Origin of the sequence: Nocardia sp. NPDC004604 (genome assembly GCF_040609795.1) — a bacterium.
Classification (GTDB): Bacteria; Actinomycetota; Actinomycetes; order Mycobacteriales; family Mycobacteriaceae; genus Nocardia.
Window position 1 is genome coordinate 1 of the sequence record NZ_JBEXLC010000104.1, and the last position, 17,967, is coordinate 17,967.

Below are 17,967 nucleotides of genomic sequence, written 5' to 3' on the forward strand. Positions count from 1 at the left end.
GTCCTCCGGATCGTTTGTTTCCTATGCGCGTGAGTTCTATGGCGAGAAGCTGGCTTTCGCGGTCGGGTGGATGTACTTCTTCCACTGGTGCATGACCGGCATCGTAGACATCACCGCGATCGCCACCTATGTCCATTTCTGGGGAGCCACCGAGGCGATACCGCAGTGGTTGATCGCGCTGGTCGCGCTGGCCATCGTGGTCAGCATCAACCTGATCTCGGTGAAGTGGTTCGGTGAGCTGGAGTTCTGGGCCGCACTGATCAAGGTCATCGCGCTCGTCGCCTTCCTGATCATCGGCACCATCTTCCTGGGGGGCCGGTTCAAGATCGACGGTGAGACCACCGGTTTCAGCGTGATCTCGGATAACGGCGGACTGTTCCCGACCGGTCTGCTGCCGCTGGTCACCGTCACTACCGGTGTCGTATTCGCCTACGCCGCAGTGGAATTGATCGGCACCGCGGCCGGTGAGGCGGAGAATCCGGAAAAGATCATGCCGCGGGCCATCAACTCGGTCATCGCCCGCATCGCGCTGTTCTATGTCGGATCGCTGGTGCTGCTCGGCCTGCTGCTGCCCTACGTCGCCTTCAAGTCCGGCGAGAGCCCGTTCGTCACCTTCTTCTCCAAGCTCGGTGTCGGCGGTGCGGGTTCGATCATGAACCTGGTGGTGCTGACCGCGGCCTTCTCCAGCCTCAACGCGGGTCTGTACTCGACCGGTCGCATCCTGCGCTCGATGTCGATGAACGGCAGCGCGCCCAAGATCGCCTCGCGGATGTCCAGCGGCGGTGTGCCCTACGTCGGCATCCTCGCCACCGGTGCGATCGCGCTGGTCGGTGTCGGGCTCAATGCGATGGTTCCGGACAAGGCCTTCGAGATCGTGCTGAACATGTCCGCTCTCGGCACCATCGCCGCCTGGGGCGCGATCGTGGTCTGCCAGCTGCAGCTGTTCCGCTGGTCGAAGAAGGGTCTGGTCGAACGTCCGTCGTTCCGACTGTTCGGTGCGCCGTACACCAGCTACGCCACGCTGGTTTTCCTGGTCGCGGTGATCGTGCTGATGGCATCCAGCCACGAAATCGAGCAGCGGGGTGCGGTGATCGCCATGTTCGTGGTGGTGGCTCCGGCCTTCGTCGGCGGGTGGTTCCTGGCTCGCAAGCGGGTGCTGCAGGTCGCCCAGGAACGCGAGGGCATCACCGGTCAGTTCCCGGTGCTGGCCGAGCGGCCGCCGCGTGTGCGCGACGGTGAAGCGGTCGTCATCCTCGACGAGCCCGACGACAAGTAAACCGATTTCCGCCCCGGACAACATGTCCGGGGCGGAGCTATTCCCATAGCAGGGAATAAGCAGTGCGCGCGGCGGCGGCTCGGGGAAGAGAATGGGGCCCTGATTCAACAGGCTCGAAAGGTTCCCATGCCGGAGCAACCCAGCGCCTCCGAGAATCCGCTGCCGCACCCATGGGCGAATCGGCGGATGCGCGGTACCGAGGTACCGCGGCGGACGCCGCACCCCTGGGCAACCCGAGGCATGTCGAAGGTCGAACCGTCGCAACGCCGCCAGCATCCATGGTCCGGTCCCAGCATTGTGGAAGGCACTCCGGCGCAACGGTTCTCATCCACCGACCTGCAGTTGCGGCCCGACGACAGCCGCGCGACGATGCCGGTGACCGATCCGGACACCGGCGCCGATCCACTCGAACTCGACGAGCCCGTCTCCGGGCGCAGCGGCCGTTCCCGTCCGAGCGTGCGGCGGCTCGGCGCCGGGCTCGTGCCGATGCCGCGGGTCGCGCCGGTCGATCCGCGCACCGCCATCCTCGCCGATCCCGAAGTCCCCGAACCCAAACGGTTCTGCTGGAAATGTCAGGAGCCGGTCGGTCGCCGCAGCGCCAGCGGACCCGGCGCCGTGGTCGGCGAATGCGGCCGGTGCGGATCGCCGTTCAACTTCCGTCCCACCCTGGAGCGCGGCGAACTGGTCGCCGATCAATACGAGGTGCAGGGATCGCTGGCGCACGGCGGACTCGGCTGGATTTATCTGGCCGTCGACCGCAATGTCAGCGATCGGTGGGTGGTATTGAAGGGATTGCAGAACCCGCTCGACTTCGAAGCGCATGTGGTCGCGCTTGCCGAGCGCCAATTCCTTTCCGAGGTGGCGCACCCCGGTGTCGTAAAGATTTACAACTTCGTCAAGCATCGCTCCGGTCGAGATATTGCCGACGGCTATATCGTCATGGAATACGTGGGCGGGCAATCGCTGAAGAAGATGCTCGATCTGCGCGGTAAGGAGCGCATTCCGGTTGTCGAGGCCATCGCCTACATCATGGAAATCCTGCCCGCGCTGGACTATCTGCATTCGTTCGGATTGGCATACAACGATCTGAAACCCGACAACATCATGGTCAGCGAGCACGAGGTCAAACTCATCGACCTGGGTGCGGTCGCGGCCATGGATTCCTACGGCAGCATCTACGGCACCCCCGGCTACCAGGCGCCCGAGATCACCGAGACCGGGCCGACCGTGGTTTCGGATATCTACACCGTCGGCCGGACGCTGGCCGCGCTGGCGCTGGATCTGCCGCGCGACCGCGACGGTCACTTTCTCGGCGGCATTCCGGAGCCCGATGAGGATCCACTGCTGGCGCGCTACCCGTGCCTGTATCGATTGCTGCTGCGTGCCACCGATCCGGAGCCGGAGCGCAGATTCCCGTCCGCGTATTCGATGTACTGTCAGCTCGCTGGCGCGCTGCGCATGGTTCTCGCGATCGATACCGGCCTGGAGCATCCGCAGCCGTCGGTCGAATTGAGTGCCATGCGAGACGATTTCGGCATCGATACGCTCGTCGGCCAGACCGACGGCATCGTCGACGGGATGGACCGCATGCCGGTGCTCGAGGCGCGCGACGTCGTCGCGGCCCTGCCGACGCCGTTGATCGATAGCGAGGATCCCAGTGCCGAGTTGCTGTCGTCTCTACTGCACAGCGAACCGCGGCATGCGCTGGACGGGCTGCGCCGGGCACACGAACGCATCCGTGCCGGCACGATCGTCGCGCCGGAGTCCTTCGATCTGGAGGGACCGCTGACGGCGGTTCGCGCCTATCTCGACCTCGGGGAAACGGTTCCGGCCTGTCAGCTGCTCGCCGATCTGCGGCCCGATTACGGCGCGGACTGGCGCATCGAGTGGTACGTGGGTGTCGCCGCGCTGCTCGACGGTTTCTACGAGCGGGCCTGGCAGCATTTCGAGATCGTGCATTCGATGCTGCCCGGTGAGATAGGTCCGGAACTGGCCTTGGCCGCGACCGCGGAACTCGTACTGCAGCATCTGGATCTGCCCGCAGATTCGGATCGCTGGCACCGCGCCGCGGCCGAGCACTACCGGGCGGTGTGGCGCACCAATCACGGCGTGGTGAGCGCGGCCTTCGGCCTGGCCCGGCGGCTGGCCGCCGATGGCGAATTGCTCGAGGCGGTGACCGTGCTGGACCAGGTGCCCGCGGCGTCGCGCCACCACGGCGTCGCGCATACCACCGGATGTCTGCTGCTGGTCTCGCGGCCGATCGCCGATATCACCGAAGCCGATATCTGCGCCGCGGCGGACCGCCTCGAGGCGCTGCCGGATGATGCTCGAACGCTGCAATTGCAGGTCATCGTGGTCGGCGCCGCATTGGAGTGGCTGCGGGTCGGCGGGCGTTCGCGCAATCCGAACCGGACCATCCTCGGCTTCCCGGTCACCGCGGCGGGGCTGCGACTTGGACTCGAAACCAGCCTGCGCGCGCTGGCCAGGACCGCGCCCGATCGCTGGCACCGCTACCGGCTGGTCGATTTGGCGAATTCCGTTCGGCCCCGCACCCGCTGGTAGGGCAAGCGCTCGCGGGGGAGCAGTGCCAGGGACCAGCGGTTCTCAGCGCATGCGCTGGACGACGAAGGCGACGATTGTTCCGGTGCCAGCCAGCAGCCACAGCCAGTTGCCCGTGGCGACTGCGAGCACGACCGCGACGATGGAGATCAGCGCGGCGATCGTCGAGAGTCTCTGCAGTGCATTGCTCGTGGGTACTACTGGTGGTGCGGGCGGTGTGACGCCCGGCAGGTCGGCGAACAATTCCGCCAATTGTCCTTTGCTGGTCGCCGCCGCCGCACTGGCGCTGCGTTCGTCGAACTCGGTCAGGCTGAGTCGTCCGGTGCCGAGATGGTGCGACAGTTGTTCCAGCGCCCGTTCCCGTTCCGTCACGGTAATTCGAGAAGCCTGCGCTTCGGTCATCTCCGAAGGATAAGCCCCGCCGCGGCCATATTGGTGGAGGTGAATTGCCAAGGGCGGGAATAGTTTGCGGTGTGATCGGGGGTTGGTAACGGCCTCGCCGATCAGTAGGTGTCCGACATGACTGACGTATGCTTACCTACGGGTAATGTTTCGATGTGGTTTCCTAGACATATGGCAGGCGACGTGGAGTACACGATCGATGAGCTGGCGCGCGAGGCCGGTACGACCGTCCGCAGCCTGCGCGTTTACGCCGAGCGCGGCATTCTGCCCCCACCGCAGGTGAAGGGCCGCACCGGCTTCTACGGACCTGATCACCTCAATCGCGTGCAGACGATCAGCCGCCTGCTCGATCGGGGGATCAAGCTCAACGGGATTCGGGAGCTGCTCGAGGCCTGGGACCGCGGCGACGATCTCGGTGACATCCTCGGTGTCGCTGAGCCGGGTGCGACGCAGTCCACCGCGCCGTCCGCCGTCGACACGATCGCGGCGACCGAGCTCGAACAGCGTTACCGCGAGGTGCCCAACGGCCTCGCCCGCGTGGTCTCGGCCGGTCTGTACGAACCGGTCGACGCCGCGACCTACCGCATCGCGGATCCGCAGCTGATCCGCAGCTTCGACCAGTTGGCGGGCGCGGGCATTCCGGTCGACGCGCTGCTCGGCGAATTGGAGCGGCTGCGCGCGGACTGTGATCGGATCGCCCGTCGGTTCGTCGATCTATTCCATCGGACCGCGTGGGAGCCGTATCAGCGCTCGGAACGCACATCGACCGACCGCGCGGCACTCGCGGCGCGCCTGGTCGAGACCAAGATCCAGCCCGGGCAGGTGACCGCCGAACTGGTCAACCGCTTCATCGCCCGGTATCTCGACCAGGACACCGACCTCGCCGAAGTGCTGCCGGACGCCTAGGTGCGGCACTACGCGCCGCCGATGGGGCTGGTGCGCCTTTCTTACTCCAGACTGTGCCGTTGTTGATCCATGCCGTGCCATGTTGATCCATGCCGTGCCATGTTGATCCACGCCGTGCCATGTTGATCCACGCCGTGCCATGTAGATCCACGCCATGTCCTGTAGTTCCATTCCGTGATCTGTAGATCCAGGCGCGCGATCTGTAGATCCAGGGGGCGTGACCATCGCTTTTCGTGCTCGGCTCCGACTTCTCCTCGCTCAACGTTCCCACGTGTGGTGATACTTGGCCTAACGTGCCGTTGATTAGCGTTACATTATTCAGCGGGATCAGCACCTCCCCTCGGCCCGTATCGACGTCGGCCGACGGGGCGACAATGATTAAGGAGACGTCGATGGTCAACCTCAGCGGATGGCGCTCTGCGCCGCGAGTTTCGGAATGTAATACCAAGGGTGGCAGCAAGATTCGAGCGCTCACCCTGCTCACCGCGATCGCAGCGGCGGCCAGCGGCTTCGGTCTGGGCGCCGCGACCCCCGCGGCGAACGCCGATATCGGCGTTCGCTGCCTGTGGGCGGGCGTCGGTCATCCCCAGGGTGTGGCGATCGCTGCGGGTGGCTGGATGTACCGGTGCCAATCGGACTTCTTCGGCTTCGCGCGCTGGTCCCGTGAAGGATTGGCACCGGGCCGCAGCAGCGTGTACAACCCCGGCACCAATGGCAACCCCGCAGGCCAGTTCAGCCCGGGGGCGCAGCAGCCCGGCACGGACTACATGGACTCCTGCGTCGGCAGCCAGTTGATCGAGGGCCGGGAGGACATCTACGAGGCGGTCGCGGACGGCCGCGGCGGGCTGTACTGGCGTGCGGCCGGGCCGGTCACGCAGTGGACCTTCGATATGGCCGCGAACCGGCCGGGACCGTCGTGGCGGTCGTCGAGCCTGTGTGTCGATGGCAGCCTGACCTGAGTCGTCTATCGCGAATCTTCCTATCGCCGATGCCCTTTCGGACGGTCGCGCAATTTTATGCGCGCCGTCCGGGAGGGCATCGAGCTGTGTCGAGGGCCGATTGTGCGCTCGCGAAGTAGTCAATTGTGTACCAGCGGAACATCATTGGCTGTTGTGTAGGGCTTGTGCTTTTGTGGATGCAAGGTTCAGCGGCTGGGTGTATCCACGGTTGAATCTCGGCTGGGTGGGGAGGCGCGAAGTTGAGGCGCCCACGTCGTGTCGGTGCACAGACAAATGCGACCGCCGCCCTTTCGGGGCGACGGTCGCATTCGGAATATCAAGAGCCGCAGGGGAATAGGTCAGCGGCCACCGTCGGAGGGAACCCAGACCCAGCGGCCACTGTCGTTGGTGTTCTCGTAGGAGCCTCGGCTCGAGTTGTTGTTGCCGGAGGCGGCGTGATCCTGATCGGCGACGCGGCGGCTGCCGTTCGAGTTGTTGTTGTAACCGCCGCCGCGGGCACCGCCGCTGTTGCTGTTGCTGTGGTTCCCGGGGGCTGCGAGGGTCGACTGAATCGCCATGGCGGCCGGTGTGATGACCAGCGCGCCGGCGACCGCACCAGCTATGACGACCTTCTTCGACTTGAGGTTCATGGTTACCGATATCTCCTTAGCCCTGTGGGTCCCGGACTTGGTCGGTAGGTGTGTGCCGGGTGTGCAGGTTGTCTGCTCTCTATTGTGCCGTCAAACAGCGGCACAATCAATAGTGAACCATTAGGAAATTTTCCAACCCACCAACTCTGGCAGTGAGGTTGAGGCTTGCGCTCACCGTGATTCGGATGGCGCACACAGCGTCGCGCGGGTGACCAGGCCGTGTTCGGCGGCGGCTATCAGCGCCGCCATCGCCTGCGGTGTGGCATCGGTGACGGACGGTCGGCGCGTCCATTCGCGTCACCATATGGGCCGCTGCCCGGCCACGGCTCGGATCGGGGATGTTCGACCGCCAGCTCGTTCGAGCCGTCGGACATGCGATCCTCCTTGTCCAGCTGCCTGCGCGCTCGGGGCGGGACGCACACCGGGCGACACCACGTTGCCACGAGCTCCGGCCGAGGCTTCCCCGTGGTTGGGGATATTCGGCCCAAAGTCCGTATGGTCGATCAGGATTCACTCGCTGGCCACACGCGGGGCGCTTCGGCATCGTCTTATCGTGCGCCGCGATCACCCGAGGTCGAACACGGATATTCCGGCCCGGTGTGACGGATGTTTCTGGTGTGAGCATGTCCTAGCGTTCTCGACGCTCGGCATTGCCGCATGCTCATTCTCAACTATCTGGGATGTCCGATGGAAAGTGTCTCGAAGACTGTACGAGTGGTTGCCGCTGCCGATGTAGCGGAGGTTGTGGGACCCCAGGAGCAGCACCTGCTGCCGTGTATCACCCAGGAAACCTGTGGGGCCGAGGGTATTTCGGCGGCAATGGTGAATATGGCGCCGGGGAAGGTGGCGCGGGCGCACTATCACGCGCACAGTGAAACAGTCGTGGCGTGTCTGACCGGACGGGCGGTGACCTTGATCGGCCCCGAATTGACGCCGTACTTCCACGGACCGCGCGAACTTCTGTATATCCCGGAGGGTGTCGTGCATGTCGCGGTGAATCTCAGCGACACCGACGGCCTGATTGCCCTCGACATCCGTACCGATCCGCTCTTCAGCAACGACCTGATATTGACACCGGAATTCGATGCGGCGGCACTGGAGGTCGCCGCGCGCCTGCGGCGCGAACTCGCTCGCGCATGAGCCGCACCAGCATCGCATTCGGCCGGGACGCGGCGCCGCGCAGCGGTCCGATCGACGATGCGTTCACCACGCTGGTGCGCCGCCCGGATGTGATCTCCTTCGCGGTCGGCGCGCCGGATCCGGCCCTGTTGCCTGGTGAGCTGATCGCATCGCTGGCGGCCGCGGCGATTGCGAAGTACGGGAACACCGCATTGCAGTACGGACTCACGCAGGGCTTTCCGCCGCTGCTGGAACAGGCGCGAATGCTATTGTCCGGCCGTGGGATCGGATGTGCGACGAGCCGCTTGCACATCGCGACGGGCGGATCCGGCGCATTGCACAACGTCTGTATGGCACTGCTCGGCCCCGGCAGCGTGGTGCTGGTGGAAACCCCGACCTACGGACCGGCGGTGAAGGTGTTCCGCAGCCACGGCGCGACGGTCGTCCAGGTCGAATGCGATGCCGATGGCGTCATCCCGGAAGCGTTGGATATCGCACTGGCGCAGTATGATGCGGCGTTCGTCTATCTCCTGCCGACCTTCCAGAACCCGACCGGGCGGACCATGTCCGCGGCCCGGCGCGCACGGGTCGCCGAGGTGATCACCTGGCACCGGGCCCTGGTTGTGGAGGACGATGTGTACACCGACCTGCGGTATCGGGGTGAGCCGCTGCCCGCGCTATGGTCCTTCGCCCCGGACAACACCGTCTACATCACCTCGCTGTCGAAAACCCTTGCGCCCGCGCTGCGGATCGGCATCGCGGTATTGCCGGTCGACCTGCTCGAGCCAGTGCTCGCACTCAAACAGGGCATCGATATGCAGACCTCGGCGTTCAGCCAGGCCATTGCCGCCGAATTCCTCGGCACCCCGGCGGGCGACGCGCATCTCGGCCGGCTCGTGGCATCGTATGCGGTCAAGCTGAATACCGTGACGAACGCGCTGGAGAAGTACTTTCCGACCGGATTCAGCTGGTCGGAGCCGGCCGGCGGCATGTTCGTATGGGTCCAGGGCCCAACCGATTTCGACGCGGACGCGGTATTGCCTCGGGCGCTGGCAGCGGGCGTGGCCTATCTGCCCGGGTCCGCATTCTTCGCCGCAGCCGACGCACCGCGCAATGCGATACGGCTGAGCTTTGCCGGTGTGCCGGAGCACCGCATCGACCGCGGTATCGAACTGCTGGCAGGACTGTGCGCATGAGTGTCGTCGGCGTCTGGGAAGTGGTGGCCGATGGCGCGCCGTTCGGATACCACGTGATGACCTTCCACGCGGATGGCACCATGCTCCAGTCGAATCCGGACCACGGCAACCGGGCCACCAGCGACAGCAACGGCATGGGTACCTGGCGGGCCGACGGGGCGAATGTATCGGGCGCCTTCCTGGAATTCACTGTGGACCGTGCGGATCCGGGGCTGGTGCAGAAGGGGATCGTGCGGTTCGACCTGACCGTGCACGGTGACGGATTCACCGGATCGGCGAGCGCGACGTTCTACGATCTCGCGGGCAGACCGTGCCGCGGCCCACTCGCCGCCGACCTGACCGGTCGTAGATTCGGCCCTCCGATGTCGTGCGACCAGGTGTCATCCCGGTAGGTGGACCACTCGCTGTTCCCATTCGCCGTCGAGCACATCGGCCTGCCAGCGCTTGTTCCAGCCGAACGGCATGAGGTGGACGAGGACACCGCGGGCTTCCAGGGATTCGGCGAGACTCGCCAGCACGGTGAGCGCGGTCGGTACATCCGACCGTTCGCCGGGGGTGGCCAGATGGGAGAAGCCGTTGATGACGATATGCGACGCATCGGTTTTGGACGCGATGCGCCGCACGATCTTGGTGGCGGCTTTCGACGGGGGTGAATCGCCGCGCTCCACCCCGACCATCAACAGCAGACAGTCGGAAAACGAGTTCGTCACCCCGATCGCCGCCGGTTCGAGCGAGACGGCGACCGGGCTGGCCGTGGTGACGGTGTATTCGAAGGTACGGCAGCGGCTACTGAGGATTTTCATGCTCTGGTTCCGGAATCAGCGTCGGCCACGATCGGGTGATACGCATACGGTCCTGGCACGAGCGGCCAGTGCCGTATGCGCCAGGGTGTGACAGCGTGATCCGTGCCGACGCATTCCCGGTTCGCACTGTCGGGCGTCGTTGGCCGACATGTGGATGATGTGCTGTGTCCCGAACCCGCCGAGCGGGTCGACGCGACACGTCTTGTACCAGCCGAACGGCATGAGATGAACCTGCTCACCGCGTTCCGCTAGCCGTTCGGTCACTTCGGTCAGCACGTCCAGGGCCTCGGCCAGTTCCGCGAGCACATCGAATCCCGCTGGAGTGCTGTCTCTTTCACCGGGTCCGGGCAGACACGCGAAGCCGTCGACGACGATCGGCCCCGCATCGGATTCGGTGACAATGCGTCGGACGAGCTGTACGGCGGTGCCCGCCAATGCCCGGTCGCCGCGGTCCACCCCGAGCGCCAGCAGCAGGCAGTCGTGGAAGCATCTGCGCGCTCCGATTGCCGACGGCTCGAGAGTAATGGCGCAGGGGCTCGCCGTCGTCACGGTGTATTCGACGGTGCGGCACCGGTTGCTGACAAGGCGCATCAACTACCTCCGGGGCCGCTCATCCGGACGCCTCGACGGCGCCGGCGGCATCGAGGTCGAGCACGGCCGTCGCGGTGCGCTCGATAATGCCGAGGCAGACCTCGTCGGGCTGGTACTTGGGCTGGATGGCGCTGTGACCGATGGTCGACAGCCAGATGAAGTACGGATACAGCACCTGCTGCCGGTAGGCCAGCCAGGCCGTATCGAAATCGGGCGCCGGAGCGCCACAGGCCGCCAGCTGCTCCAGGTAGACGCCGAGCAGGTCGTGTTCCCAGGCCCGCCGATCGGCCACCGTCAGACCGGAGCCGACCACATAGGCGAAGTCGTAGGCCCAACTGCCGCGCAGTACGACCTGCCAGTCGGTGAAACCCATCCGGCCGTTGGCGGTGACGTAGGTATTGCCGATATGGCTGTCACCGTGCAGGAAGGTCTGTGGGCCGGTGCTGGCGATCTCGAGTGCGCGTTCCAGTGCGCGGTAGAGCCGATCATGGTGGGCGGGAAGCGCTTCGGGCAGCACCGAGGCGGCGCGCCGAGCCCCGACCCGGGCCCGTTTGGACATGCCGATCAAACTGTCGAGATTGGCGAAATGCGCCCTCGGCGGCTTCAGCCACCGATGGTGCAGCAGTTGCGCGTCATCCCAGTAGCGGGCGTGCCAGGTCGCCATGGTGCGCAGCAGATCCTCGATCTGTTCGCGCCCGATCCGCCTTCCCGGCGTGCAGAAGCTGGCGCCCTTGGTGTGGACTATGTCCTCGAGCAGCGAGATCGACCGCCCCGATCGGCTGTCGACCGCGCTGTGATACCCGCGCGGTGCCTCGATATCGAGGTGGGGGCGTAGGTGTTTGAAGAATCCCGGTTCACCGCGCAGAATTCCGGCCAGGTCGAGGGTGAGCCGCTGTTTGAAACCCGCGGTCGTCTTGGCGAACAGATTTTCCGGCAGGCCCGCCACCTGCCCGGCCTCGTTGTAGGTGACAGTCAATTTCCACCGGGTCGAGGTGCCGCTGGACGGGTTCCCGATATCGAACCTCTTGACCTTGGTACCCGGATGGCCGTAGCACAGCACAGCGGTCAGCCAATTGGTGGTCAGTTCTCGACCGATCACCGGCACATCGGCCACACGCAGGGCCTGTGGGCGGGTGATCGCTTCCCTCGCGATATGACCACCGATGCGTGTGATTCCGCGCACCACCGCGAGTGCGGGGTGCCGAGTGGGTGCCTCGGACTGCAACGGTTCTCCTCGGCTCTCGTGGCAATTCGAATAGCGTTGTGCCCGGCCGGTTTCGCTGCTGGCGAGCCGCCGTAATCGGCGACACTATGGCAGGCGCGCACCGGGAACATCCGTCATAGCTCGTGGGAACATCCGCATCCGCTGCTGCGAATACCGCGCTCACCTGGCGATCGATAGCGGGCATATCTGCATGCGGACGCATAAGATCCCTCGCGTGCCGGACTCCCTCACCTCCGTATTCGTCGGTCGCGATGCCGAGGTCGAGCGTGCGGTGTCGCTGGGTAGGCGCGCCGCCGCCGGGCAGGGGACGGTGCTGCTCGTCGAGGGCGAGCCCGGTATCGGCAAGACCGCGCTGCTCGACGCGGCCGGTGCCCGATATGCCGCCGACGGGTTGTTCGTGCGCCGAGGCGCCGCGAAGGAACTGCAGCGGCAGGTGCCCTTTGCGGCGGTCTGCTCATGGCTGGATGCCGACCGCGGCGCCTCGGATCCGGTGCGTGCGCTGCTGCGCAGCGGGGATCGTGCGGGCGACGGTGCGGCGACCCATGAGTTCGCGATCACCGAGGCGATCCTCGACCTGGTCGACACCTGGTGCGCCGACGGTCCGCTGGCATTGCTCATCGACGATGTGCATTGGGCGGATCGGCAGAGTCTCGCGGTGCTGCACCGGCTCTGTGGCATTGTCGACGAGCTACCGCTGGTGCTGATGCTCGCGGCCCGTCCGCTGCCCCGCGACGCCGGGATGACCGCGTTGACGGCCGAACTCGTCCAACGCGGCGCTCCGGCGATTCGCCTCGATGCCCTGCCCGAATCGGCCGCGACAGAGCTGGTTCGGCATATGGTCGGGGCAACGCCGGGACCCGGTTTGCTGCGGCAGGTGGTCGGCGCGGGCGGGAACCCGCTCTACATCACGGAACTGGTGGCGTCCCTGCTGCGCGACAGGTCGATCACCGTGGTCGCCGATACCGCCGATCCGACCGGCGCGGCCAATGACGAGCGGCCCTCCGCATCGCTGGCGGGGGCGATCGCGCAGCGGCTGGAATTCCTGTCGCGCTCTGCGCGGCAGGTACTTCCGATGGCCGCCGCGCTCGGCCCGACCGTGCACGTCGCGGAATTGGCGGCGGTGCTGGACAGTCCCATTCTGGAAATCTGGAGCGCGGTCACCGAGGCGACGGACGGCGGCCTGCTCACCCGGGCCGATTCCGAACTGGTCTTCCGGCACGATCTGATCCGCCAGGTGCTCGCCGATCAGCTGCCCGGCTCGCTGCGCGCCGGACTGCTGCGCCGCTCCGGACAGCTCCTGCTCGCGACCGACGCACCCATCGAGCGCATCGGTTACTACCTGCTGGCGGGGGAGAGCGAACTCGACACTGCCGCCCTCGAGTGGCTGGTGTCGGTGGCCGACAAGCTGATCGTGCGCGCACCCGAGATCGCGCTGCAACTGCTGCAACGCGCGGCGAGCACCGCCAATATCCGACTGCGTTCCGTACTGGTGCGTCTGCAGACCCAGGCGCTGCTCTGGAACGGGCGCGCGACCGAGGCCGAATCCCTGGTGCGCACAGCGCTGTTGAACCGGCCGGACGACGATATCGAGCTGCACTGGCTGCTGATGCAGGCCTGCCATGCGCGCGGTGATCTGCACGGGGCCGTGGACGTCGCCGAAAAGGTATTGGCGACACCGGATCTCGCGGTCGAGGCGGCGGGCCGGTTCCACGGGGTCTGCGGACTCAATAACTTCTTCCTCGGTCGCTTCGATGCTGCGGAGGCGGCGGGGCAGCAGGCATTGGCGATCGGGGATGCCACCGAGAACCCGCTCGTGACCGGATACGGTCTGCTGACATTGGGGGCCGTGCGCTACACCCGCGGCTATCTCGACGAGGCGCTGGAACTGAGCAGCCGCATCCTGGCCGTCTTCGACAATGGATTCGGATCCGACCAGTTCGATCCGTATGTGCTCTACGCGCACTGCCTGATCGAGCTCGATCGGCTCGCCGACGCGGAAGCGGTGCTCGGCAAGGCGATCGGACACAATCGCCGGATCAATGGTGTCTATCTGGGAGCGAATCTGGTCGCGCAGGCACGCCTGCATGTGCTGGAAGGGCGCTGGGACGATGCGATGGTCGAATGCACCTCGGGTCTTACGGTGCCCGACGCTTTCGGCTATACCCCGATTCTGTCCAGCCTGGCGGCGCTGATCGGAATCCACCGCGGCACCTTCCTCCCGGACCCCGAAGCCGTTCCCGCGCCCGACGATCAGCTCGGCAGCAGCGGCTATGGGCAGTTCTATCCATGGGTCCATGCCCTACTGCTCGAGACGCGCGGCGACCCGCGTGGTGCGCTCGACCTGCTCCTCGATGCGCACAAGGCACTGGCCGACGGCTTGACCGCGCCGACGCTCTATTACATCTTCCCGGATATCGCCCGGTTGGCCGCCGATGTCGGTGACGAGGACGCGGCTCGTTCGGTGGTCGCGGCCGCGGCGGAGCTGGCGCAGCGCCAGCCGACGGCCGCCAGAACCGGCACCGCCCTGCTGTGCCGAGGTCTGGCCGACCGCGAGCCCGCGGTCCTGCTCTCCGCCGCGGCGGCATTTCGGCAGGCCACCCGACCGCTCAATGAGGCACAGGCCTACGAGAACGCCTCCGCGCTCTTCGCTGCGGAGGGACACGACGCCGATGCCCGCAGCGCCCTCGACGCCGCCATCGGGCTTTACACCACCCTCGGCGCATCCTGGGATATCGCGCGCGCGGTAGCCCGCCTGCGGCCCTACGGAATTCGCCGCGGCGTGCGCGGCCCACGCAACCGGCCCAAAACCGGCCGCGCCGCACTGACAGATACCGAGCGCAAGGTCGCCGCCCTGGTGGCGGAGGGCTTCTCCAACTCCGCGATCGCCGCGCAAATGTTCCTGTCCCGCAGGACAATTCAATCCCACGTGTCCAATATTCTGGCCAAACTCGGGGTCGGTTCGCGGCGGGAGATCGCGGCCGCGATCTCCGGCTACTGACGCCATCGGGTACCGCCCACGCCTTGGCCGTCCCGGCACTGGCGTGACCAATGTTCGGCGTGCCGTTCGGGGGCGGGCATAGAGGCAGTGCCATAACAATCGCGCAACGCCCGATAGTGCCGTGTGCGTGGACAGGGCCGCCGCTGACCCGTTTCACCGGCGGACGCGGGTCCGGGCGTTGCCCGGATGTTCCACACGGGAGGAAAATCGATAGCGTAGATGCGGGGCGTTAACTCCGCTTCAGCAGAGCTCTGATGATCGCTGACACCGATGGGGTGATATCTATGCGAGCGGACGGAGACAGCTGGGACATCGTGACGAGCGTGGGTCTGACCGCCCTGGGCGTCGCCACGTTTCGCGCACTCGAGACGCTCGATCCCGAGCCGATGATCCACGACGACTATGCGGCGTGGTTCGTCCAGGCGGCGGGTGAACCGCATTTTCTGCGGATGCTGGACGACCCGGCGTCGGCGGGAGCGGTCGGTTTGTTCGGGCGGTTCATGGGGGTCCGGACAAAGTTCTTCGACGAGTTCTTCGCCGCGGCGTGGCAGCGCGGTGTGCGGCAGGCAGTGATCCTGGCATCCGGTCTGGACGCGCGGGCGTATCGGTTGGACTGGCCCGCGGGCACGGTCGTCTTCGAGATCGATCAGCCCCGTGTGCTGGAGTTCAAGAATCGCGTGCTCGCCGATCACGGTGCCGTGGCCAGGGCCGATCTGCGCGCGCTGGCGGTCGATCTGCGCGATGACTGGCCCGCCGCGCTCACCGCCGCGGATTTCGATCGGGGGCTCCCGACGGCGTGGTCGGCTGAGGGGCTGTTGCCGTTCCTTCCGGGTTCGGCACACGACGCCTTGTTCGAACGCATCGACGCCCTGTCCGCGGTCGGCAGCAGCGTGGCCACCGACGACTTCGGCCGCGGCCTGGACCAGCGCCATTTCGATATGGAGGAGAGGTTCTTCGGCGACAACCCGTTCGGCAGCCTGAACGTGCGCGACCTGTGGTACGACGACGACCGCGCCGATCCCGGGGACTGGCTGTCTCAGCACGGCTGGTCGGTCCACCGCGCCACGCCCTTCGACCTGGCCGCCGGCTACGGCCGCCCGATCACCGACCTGCCCGCCGACTTGCCTGCTGAACTGCTCGACCGTTTGCGGGAGGCGCGCTACATATCCGCCGAGAAGCGCGGGTGAACCCACAGGTCGCCGGGCGGCTGCTCGGCCTCGGCCGGGCGACCGAGCCGGTCGCCGGTCAGCCGGTGGCGACCAGAGCCATGGCCGAATAGCGCGGAAGGCTGCGCGCCCAGCGCCAGTCCTCGTCGAGGGTCATCGCGCCGAGGAAAAGTTCGGATACGCGCAGCCCGATCCGGCCGAGCGGTCGAGACCGCGTCACAGGCTTCGGTCGAAATGGGCTACGGCGCGGTCGATGGCGGGTAGCACGTAGGTGTCGTCGTCGTAGAGGTCGATGTGATTGGTGGTGTCGAGCAGCAGAAGTTCCTTGGGTTCGGGTGTCCTGGCGAAGGCGGCTTCGGCGTCGGCGACCGGGATGGCCTGGTCGCCGCGTCCGTGCACGATCAGCGCGGGGGCGGTCAGCAGCGGCAGGTAGGCTTCCACGTCCAGGGTCAGTTCCTGCAGGACCGACAGTGCGGTGCAGCGGTTTTCCCAGCCGGGCCGCGCGCCGCGGTCGGTTCCGTAGTAGTCGAACGGTTCCGGGCCGGGATTTCCGGCGGGCATTCCGGCCGGGTTGACCGCGGGCCAGTATTCGATCTCGCCGGTTTCGAACTGGCGCTGGGCGATCTGCGCGAACTGCTCGAGCAAGGCGGCGAAGTTGACCGCCCCGAAGCGGTTTCGGATCAATGTCGGGTTGTTGTAGGCGGCGGCGATCAGCGCGATTGCCTTGATCCGCGGATCGAATGCGGCCAGTTGCGTCGCGTAGATGCCGCCCAGGCATACCCCGCCAGCGGCGATCTTGTTCGGATCGACCTCCGGCCGCGCGGCCAGGTAGCTCACCGCGTGCCGCAGGTCGGCGACCTTGGCGGTGGCGTCCTCGTGCTGGCGCGGCAGGCCCTCGCTATCGCCCCAATTGCGGTGGTCGAAGGACAATGCGACGTAACCCCGCTGGGCGAAGCGCTCCGCGTAGAAACCCGTAACCTGTTCTCGCACACCGGAAAACGGGCCCGTCAATACCACCGCACCGCGTTCGGTGCCGGGATCGGGCAGGTGCAGATCGCCCGCCAGCCGATACCCGTCACTGGTGAACTCGACCTTCTCGAGCAGCGTCATCTGTGTCCCTTTCGCATGACTGGACCACGACGCTAGGCGTATTCGACTGGATCGGTCTTGTACGTTCTTGCGCGGCACTCAGGGTCCAGCTGCGCCGCGCGGTGCCGTGGAAGCTCGCCCGATAGGTCGCCGGTGTCATGCCGTACGCGGCGGTGAACGCGCGCGTCAAATGCGGCTGATCGTGAAAGCCGGTCGCATAGGCGATTTCGGCGATCCGCATACCGCCGCGCAGCATCCACCGGACGTAGTCGAGGCGTAGGCGCACATGCAGTTTGTGCGGCGGCAGACCGAAGTGTGCGGTGCAGGCACGTACGAGCTGGTACTTGCTGGTGCCGGTGACGCCGCTGAGTTCGTCCAGTGTCACATTGCGGGAGACGTTCTCGCGCAAGTAATCCCGCACCACCTCCGATATCCGGCGGACCGCATTCGACCCGATATCGGGAACCCCGACCCGGTCGGCGCGCATCGCCAACGCGCCGAGGAATTCCAGCAGGCCACCCTCCCGGTGCAGCGCCGAACCGGGACGGCCACCGGGCCGATGCAGGAGGATGTGCAGGGTCCGGAAATGGTTCGACAGCGCACGGTCGCCGACGACGACATCCCCGAACCGCATCGTCTCCGACGGCATGACCTCCGCGATCAGCGATGGCGACAGGCACATCATGCGCCAACTTGCCGAGCCCAACTCATCGGGCGCCCCGGAGTGCGCGTCGTCGGCATGCAGCGCGACCAGCTCACCGGGCGCCGCCCGATACACGCTGCCGCGCCTGCGCACGGTGAATCCCGAGCCCGTCACCTGCACCAGTTTGATTTCCTCGTGCACGCTGTTGCGATACGACCGCGCCGCCCCGGCCACCACCATCACATCGGACAGGTCATCCGGCACGAACGGCGTCCCCGATCCGTCGAATCCGTCTCGCCGCATAGGTGTTTCGTGCTCCAACGGACCTCCCCTGATCGGCGGCGTGCGCTGCACCCGGCCGATATCGTCTCGGGCTCCCGCCATTGGCACTCTAAGCACGTCGAGG

Annotated in this window: 17 protein-coding genes; 9 read left to right on the top strand and 8 right to left on the bottom strand. The window is 66.2% G+C overall.

Annotated features, from left to right (window positions below):
• A partial coding sequence (locus ABZW16_RS30495) for an amino acid permease (RefSeq protein ID WP_354959538.1) occupies window positions 1-1,276 on the top strand: 1,276 nt, incomplete at its 5' end.
• Between the two features lie 126 nt (window positions 1,277-1,402).
• The gene (locus ABZW16_RS30500; RefSeq protein WP_354959539.1) at window positions 1,403-3,838 is read left to right on the top strand and encodes a tetratricopeptide repeat protein; all 2,436 of its coding nucleotides are present in this window, start codon (window positions 1,403-1,405) and stop codon (window positions 3,836-3,838) included.
• 42 nt (window positions 3,839-3,880) lie between these two features.
• Here the strand turns inward: ABZW16_RS30500 and ABZW16_RS30505 are convergent, their stop codons facing one another.
• On the bottom strand, window positions 3,881-4,237 hold the full coding sequence (locus tag ABZW16_RS30505; RefSeq protein ID WP_354959540.1) for a DUF1707 domain-containing protein: 357 nt from the start codon (window positions 4,235-4,237) through the stop codon (window positions 3,881-3,883).
• 171 nt (window positions 4,238-4,408) lie between these two features.
• Between ABZW16_RS30505 and ABZW16_RS30510 the strand changes: the two genes are divergently transcribed.
• Window positions 4,409-5,143 carry a MerR family transcriptional regulator gene (locus ABZW16_RS30510; RefSeq protein ID WP_354959541.1) on the top strand — a complete coding sequence of 245 codons (735 nt, stop codon included), beginning with the start codon at window positions 4,409-4,411 and terminating at the stop codon, window positions 5,141-5,143.
• 392 nt (window positions 5,144-5,535) lie between these two features.
• Window positions 5,536-6,102 (top strand): hypothetical protein, encoded by a 567-nt coding sequence (locus tag ABZW16_RS30515; RefSeq protein ID WP_354959542.1) that lies wholly within the window; start codon window positions 5,536-5,538, stop codon window positions 6,100-6,102.
• Window positions 6,103-6,440: 338 nt separating this feature from the next.
• Here ABZW16_RS30515 and ABZW16_RS30520 read toward each other — a convergent pair whose 3' ends face one another.
• Window positions 6,441-6,731: a hypothetical protein gene (locus ABZW16_RS30520; protein WP_354959543.1), complete on the bottom strand. Its 291-nt coding sequence runs from the start codon at window positions 6,729-6,731 to the stop codon at window positions 6,441-6,443.
• A 744-nt stretch (window positions 6,732-7,475) separates the two neighbouring features.
• Here ABZW16_RS30520 and ABZW16_RS30525 point away from each other — a divergent pair.
• Genes ABZW16_RS30525 through ABZW16_RS30535 form a run of 3 tightly spaced genes read left to right on the top strand, consistent with a single transcriptional unit; the run spans window position 7,476 to window position 9,438 of the window.
• Window positions 7,476-7,871, top strand: coding sequence for a cupin domain-containing protein (locus tag ABZW16_RS30525; RefSeq protein ID WP_354959544.1), 396 nt, complete (start codon window positions 7,476-7,478; stop codon window positions 7,869-7,871).
• Complete coding sequence (locus ABZW16_RS30530; RefSeq protein WP_354959545.1) at window positions 7,868-9,046, top strand: PLP-dependent aminotransferase family protein; 1,179 nt, start codon at window positions 7,868-7,870, stop codon at window positions 9,044-9,046. Before ABZW16_RS30525 ends, ABZW16_RS30530 begins: the two co-directional genes overlap by 4 nt.
• Window positions 9,043-9,438: a hypothetical protein gene (locus ABZW16_RS30535; protein WP_354959546.1), complete on the top strand. Its 396-nt coding sequence runs from the start codon at window positions 9,043-9,045 to the stop codon at window positions 9,436-9,438. Before ABZW16_RS30530 ends, ABZW16_RS30535 begins: the two co-directional genes overlap by 4 nt.
• On the opposite strand, the gene ABZW16_RS30540 is transcribed toward ABZW16_RS30535, so the two are convergent.
• Genes ABZW16_RS30540 through ABZW16_RS30550 form a run of 3 tightly spaced genes read right to left on the bottom strand, consistent with a single transcriptional unit; the run spans window position 9,427 to window position 11,665 of the window.
• Window positions 9,427-9,849, bottom strand: a complete 423-nt coding sequence (locus tag ABZW16_RS30540; protein ID WP_354959547.1) for a threonyl-tRNA synthetase editing domain-containing protein — start codon at window positions 9,847-9,849, stop codon at window positions 9,427-9,429. The two genes, ABZW16_RS30535 and ABZW16_RS30540, sit on opposite strands and share 12 nt — an antisense overlap.
• Before the next feature lie 15 nt (window positions 9,850-9,864).
• Complete coding sequence (locus ABZW16_RS30545; protein ID WP_354959548.1) at window positions 9,865-10,440, bottom strand: hypothetical protein; 576 nt, start codon at window positions 10,438-10,440, stop codon at window positions 9,865-9,867.
• A gap of 19 nt (window positions 10,441-10,459) precedes the next feature.
• Window positions 10,460-11,665, bottom strand: a complete 1,206-nt coding sequence (locus ABZW16_RS30550; RefSeq protein WP_354959549.1) for an aminoglycoside phosphotransferase family protein — start codon at window positions 11,663-11,665, stop codon at window positions 10,460-10,462.
• A gap of 214 nt (window positions 11,666-11,879) precedes the next feature.
• On the opposite strand from ABZW16_RS30550, the gene ABZW16_RS30555 reads away from it, so the two are divergent.
• Together ABZW16_RS30555 and ABZW16_RS30560 are read left to right on the top strand one after the other, a co-directional pair.
• Window positions 11,880-14,663, top strand: a complete 2,784-nt coding sequence (locus tag ABZW16_RS30555; RefSeq protein WP_354959550.1) for an AAA family ATPase — start codon at window positions 11,880-11,882, stop codon at window positions 14,661-14,663.
• Window positions 14,664-14,947: 284 nt separating this feature from the next.
• Window positions 14,948-15,850 carry a class I SAM-dependent methyltransferase gene (locus tag ABZW16_RS30560; protein ID WP_354959551.1) on the top strand — a complete coding sequence of 301 codons (903 nt, stop codon included), beginning with the start codon at window positions 14,948-14,950 and terminating at the stop codon, window positions 15,848-15,850.
• Window positions 15,851-15,908: 58 nt separating this feature from the next.
• On the opposite strand, the gene ABZW16_RS30565 is transcribed toward ABZW16_RS30560, so the two are convergent.
• Genes ABZW16_RS30565 through ABZW16_RS30575 form a run of 3 tightly spaced genes read right to left on the bottom strand, consistent with a single transcriptional unit; the run spans window position 15,909 to window position 17,960 of the window.
• On the bottom strand, window positions 15,909-16,049 hold the full coding sequence (locus tag ABZW16_RS30565) for a hypothetical protein (RefSeq protein WP_354959552.1): 141 nt from the start codon (window positions 16,047-16,049) through the stop codon (window positions 15,909-15,911).
• Entirely contained in the window at window positions 16,046-16,939 is an 894-nt protein-coding gene (locus tag ABZW16_RS30570) for an alpha/beta hydrolase (protein ID WP_354959553.1), read from the bottom strand. Before ABZW16_RS30570 ends, ABZW16_RS30565 begins: the two co-directional genes overlap by 4 nt.
• Window positions 16,905-17,960 (bottom strand): AraC family transcriptional regulator, encoded by a 1,056-nt coding sequence (locus ABZW16_RS30575; RefSeq protein ID WP_354959554.1) that lies wholly within the window; start codon window positions 17,958-17,960, stop codon window positions 16,905-16,907. Before ABZW16_RS30575 ends, ABZW16_RS30570 begins: the two co-directional genes overlap by 35 nt.
• Window positions 17,961-17,967: the final 7 nt, after the last annotated feature.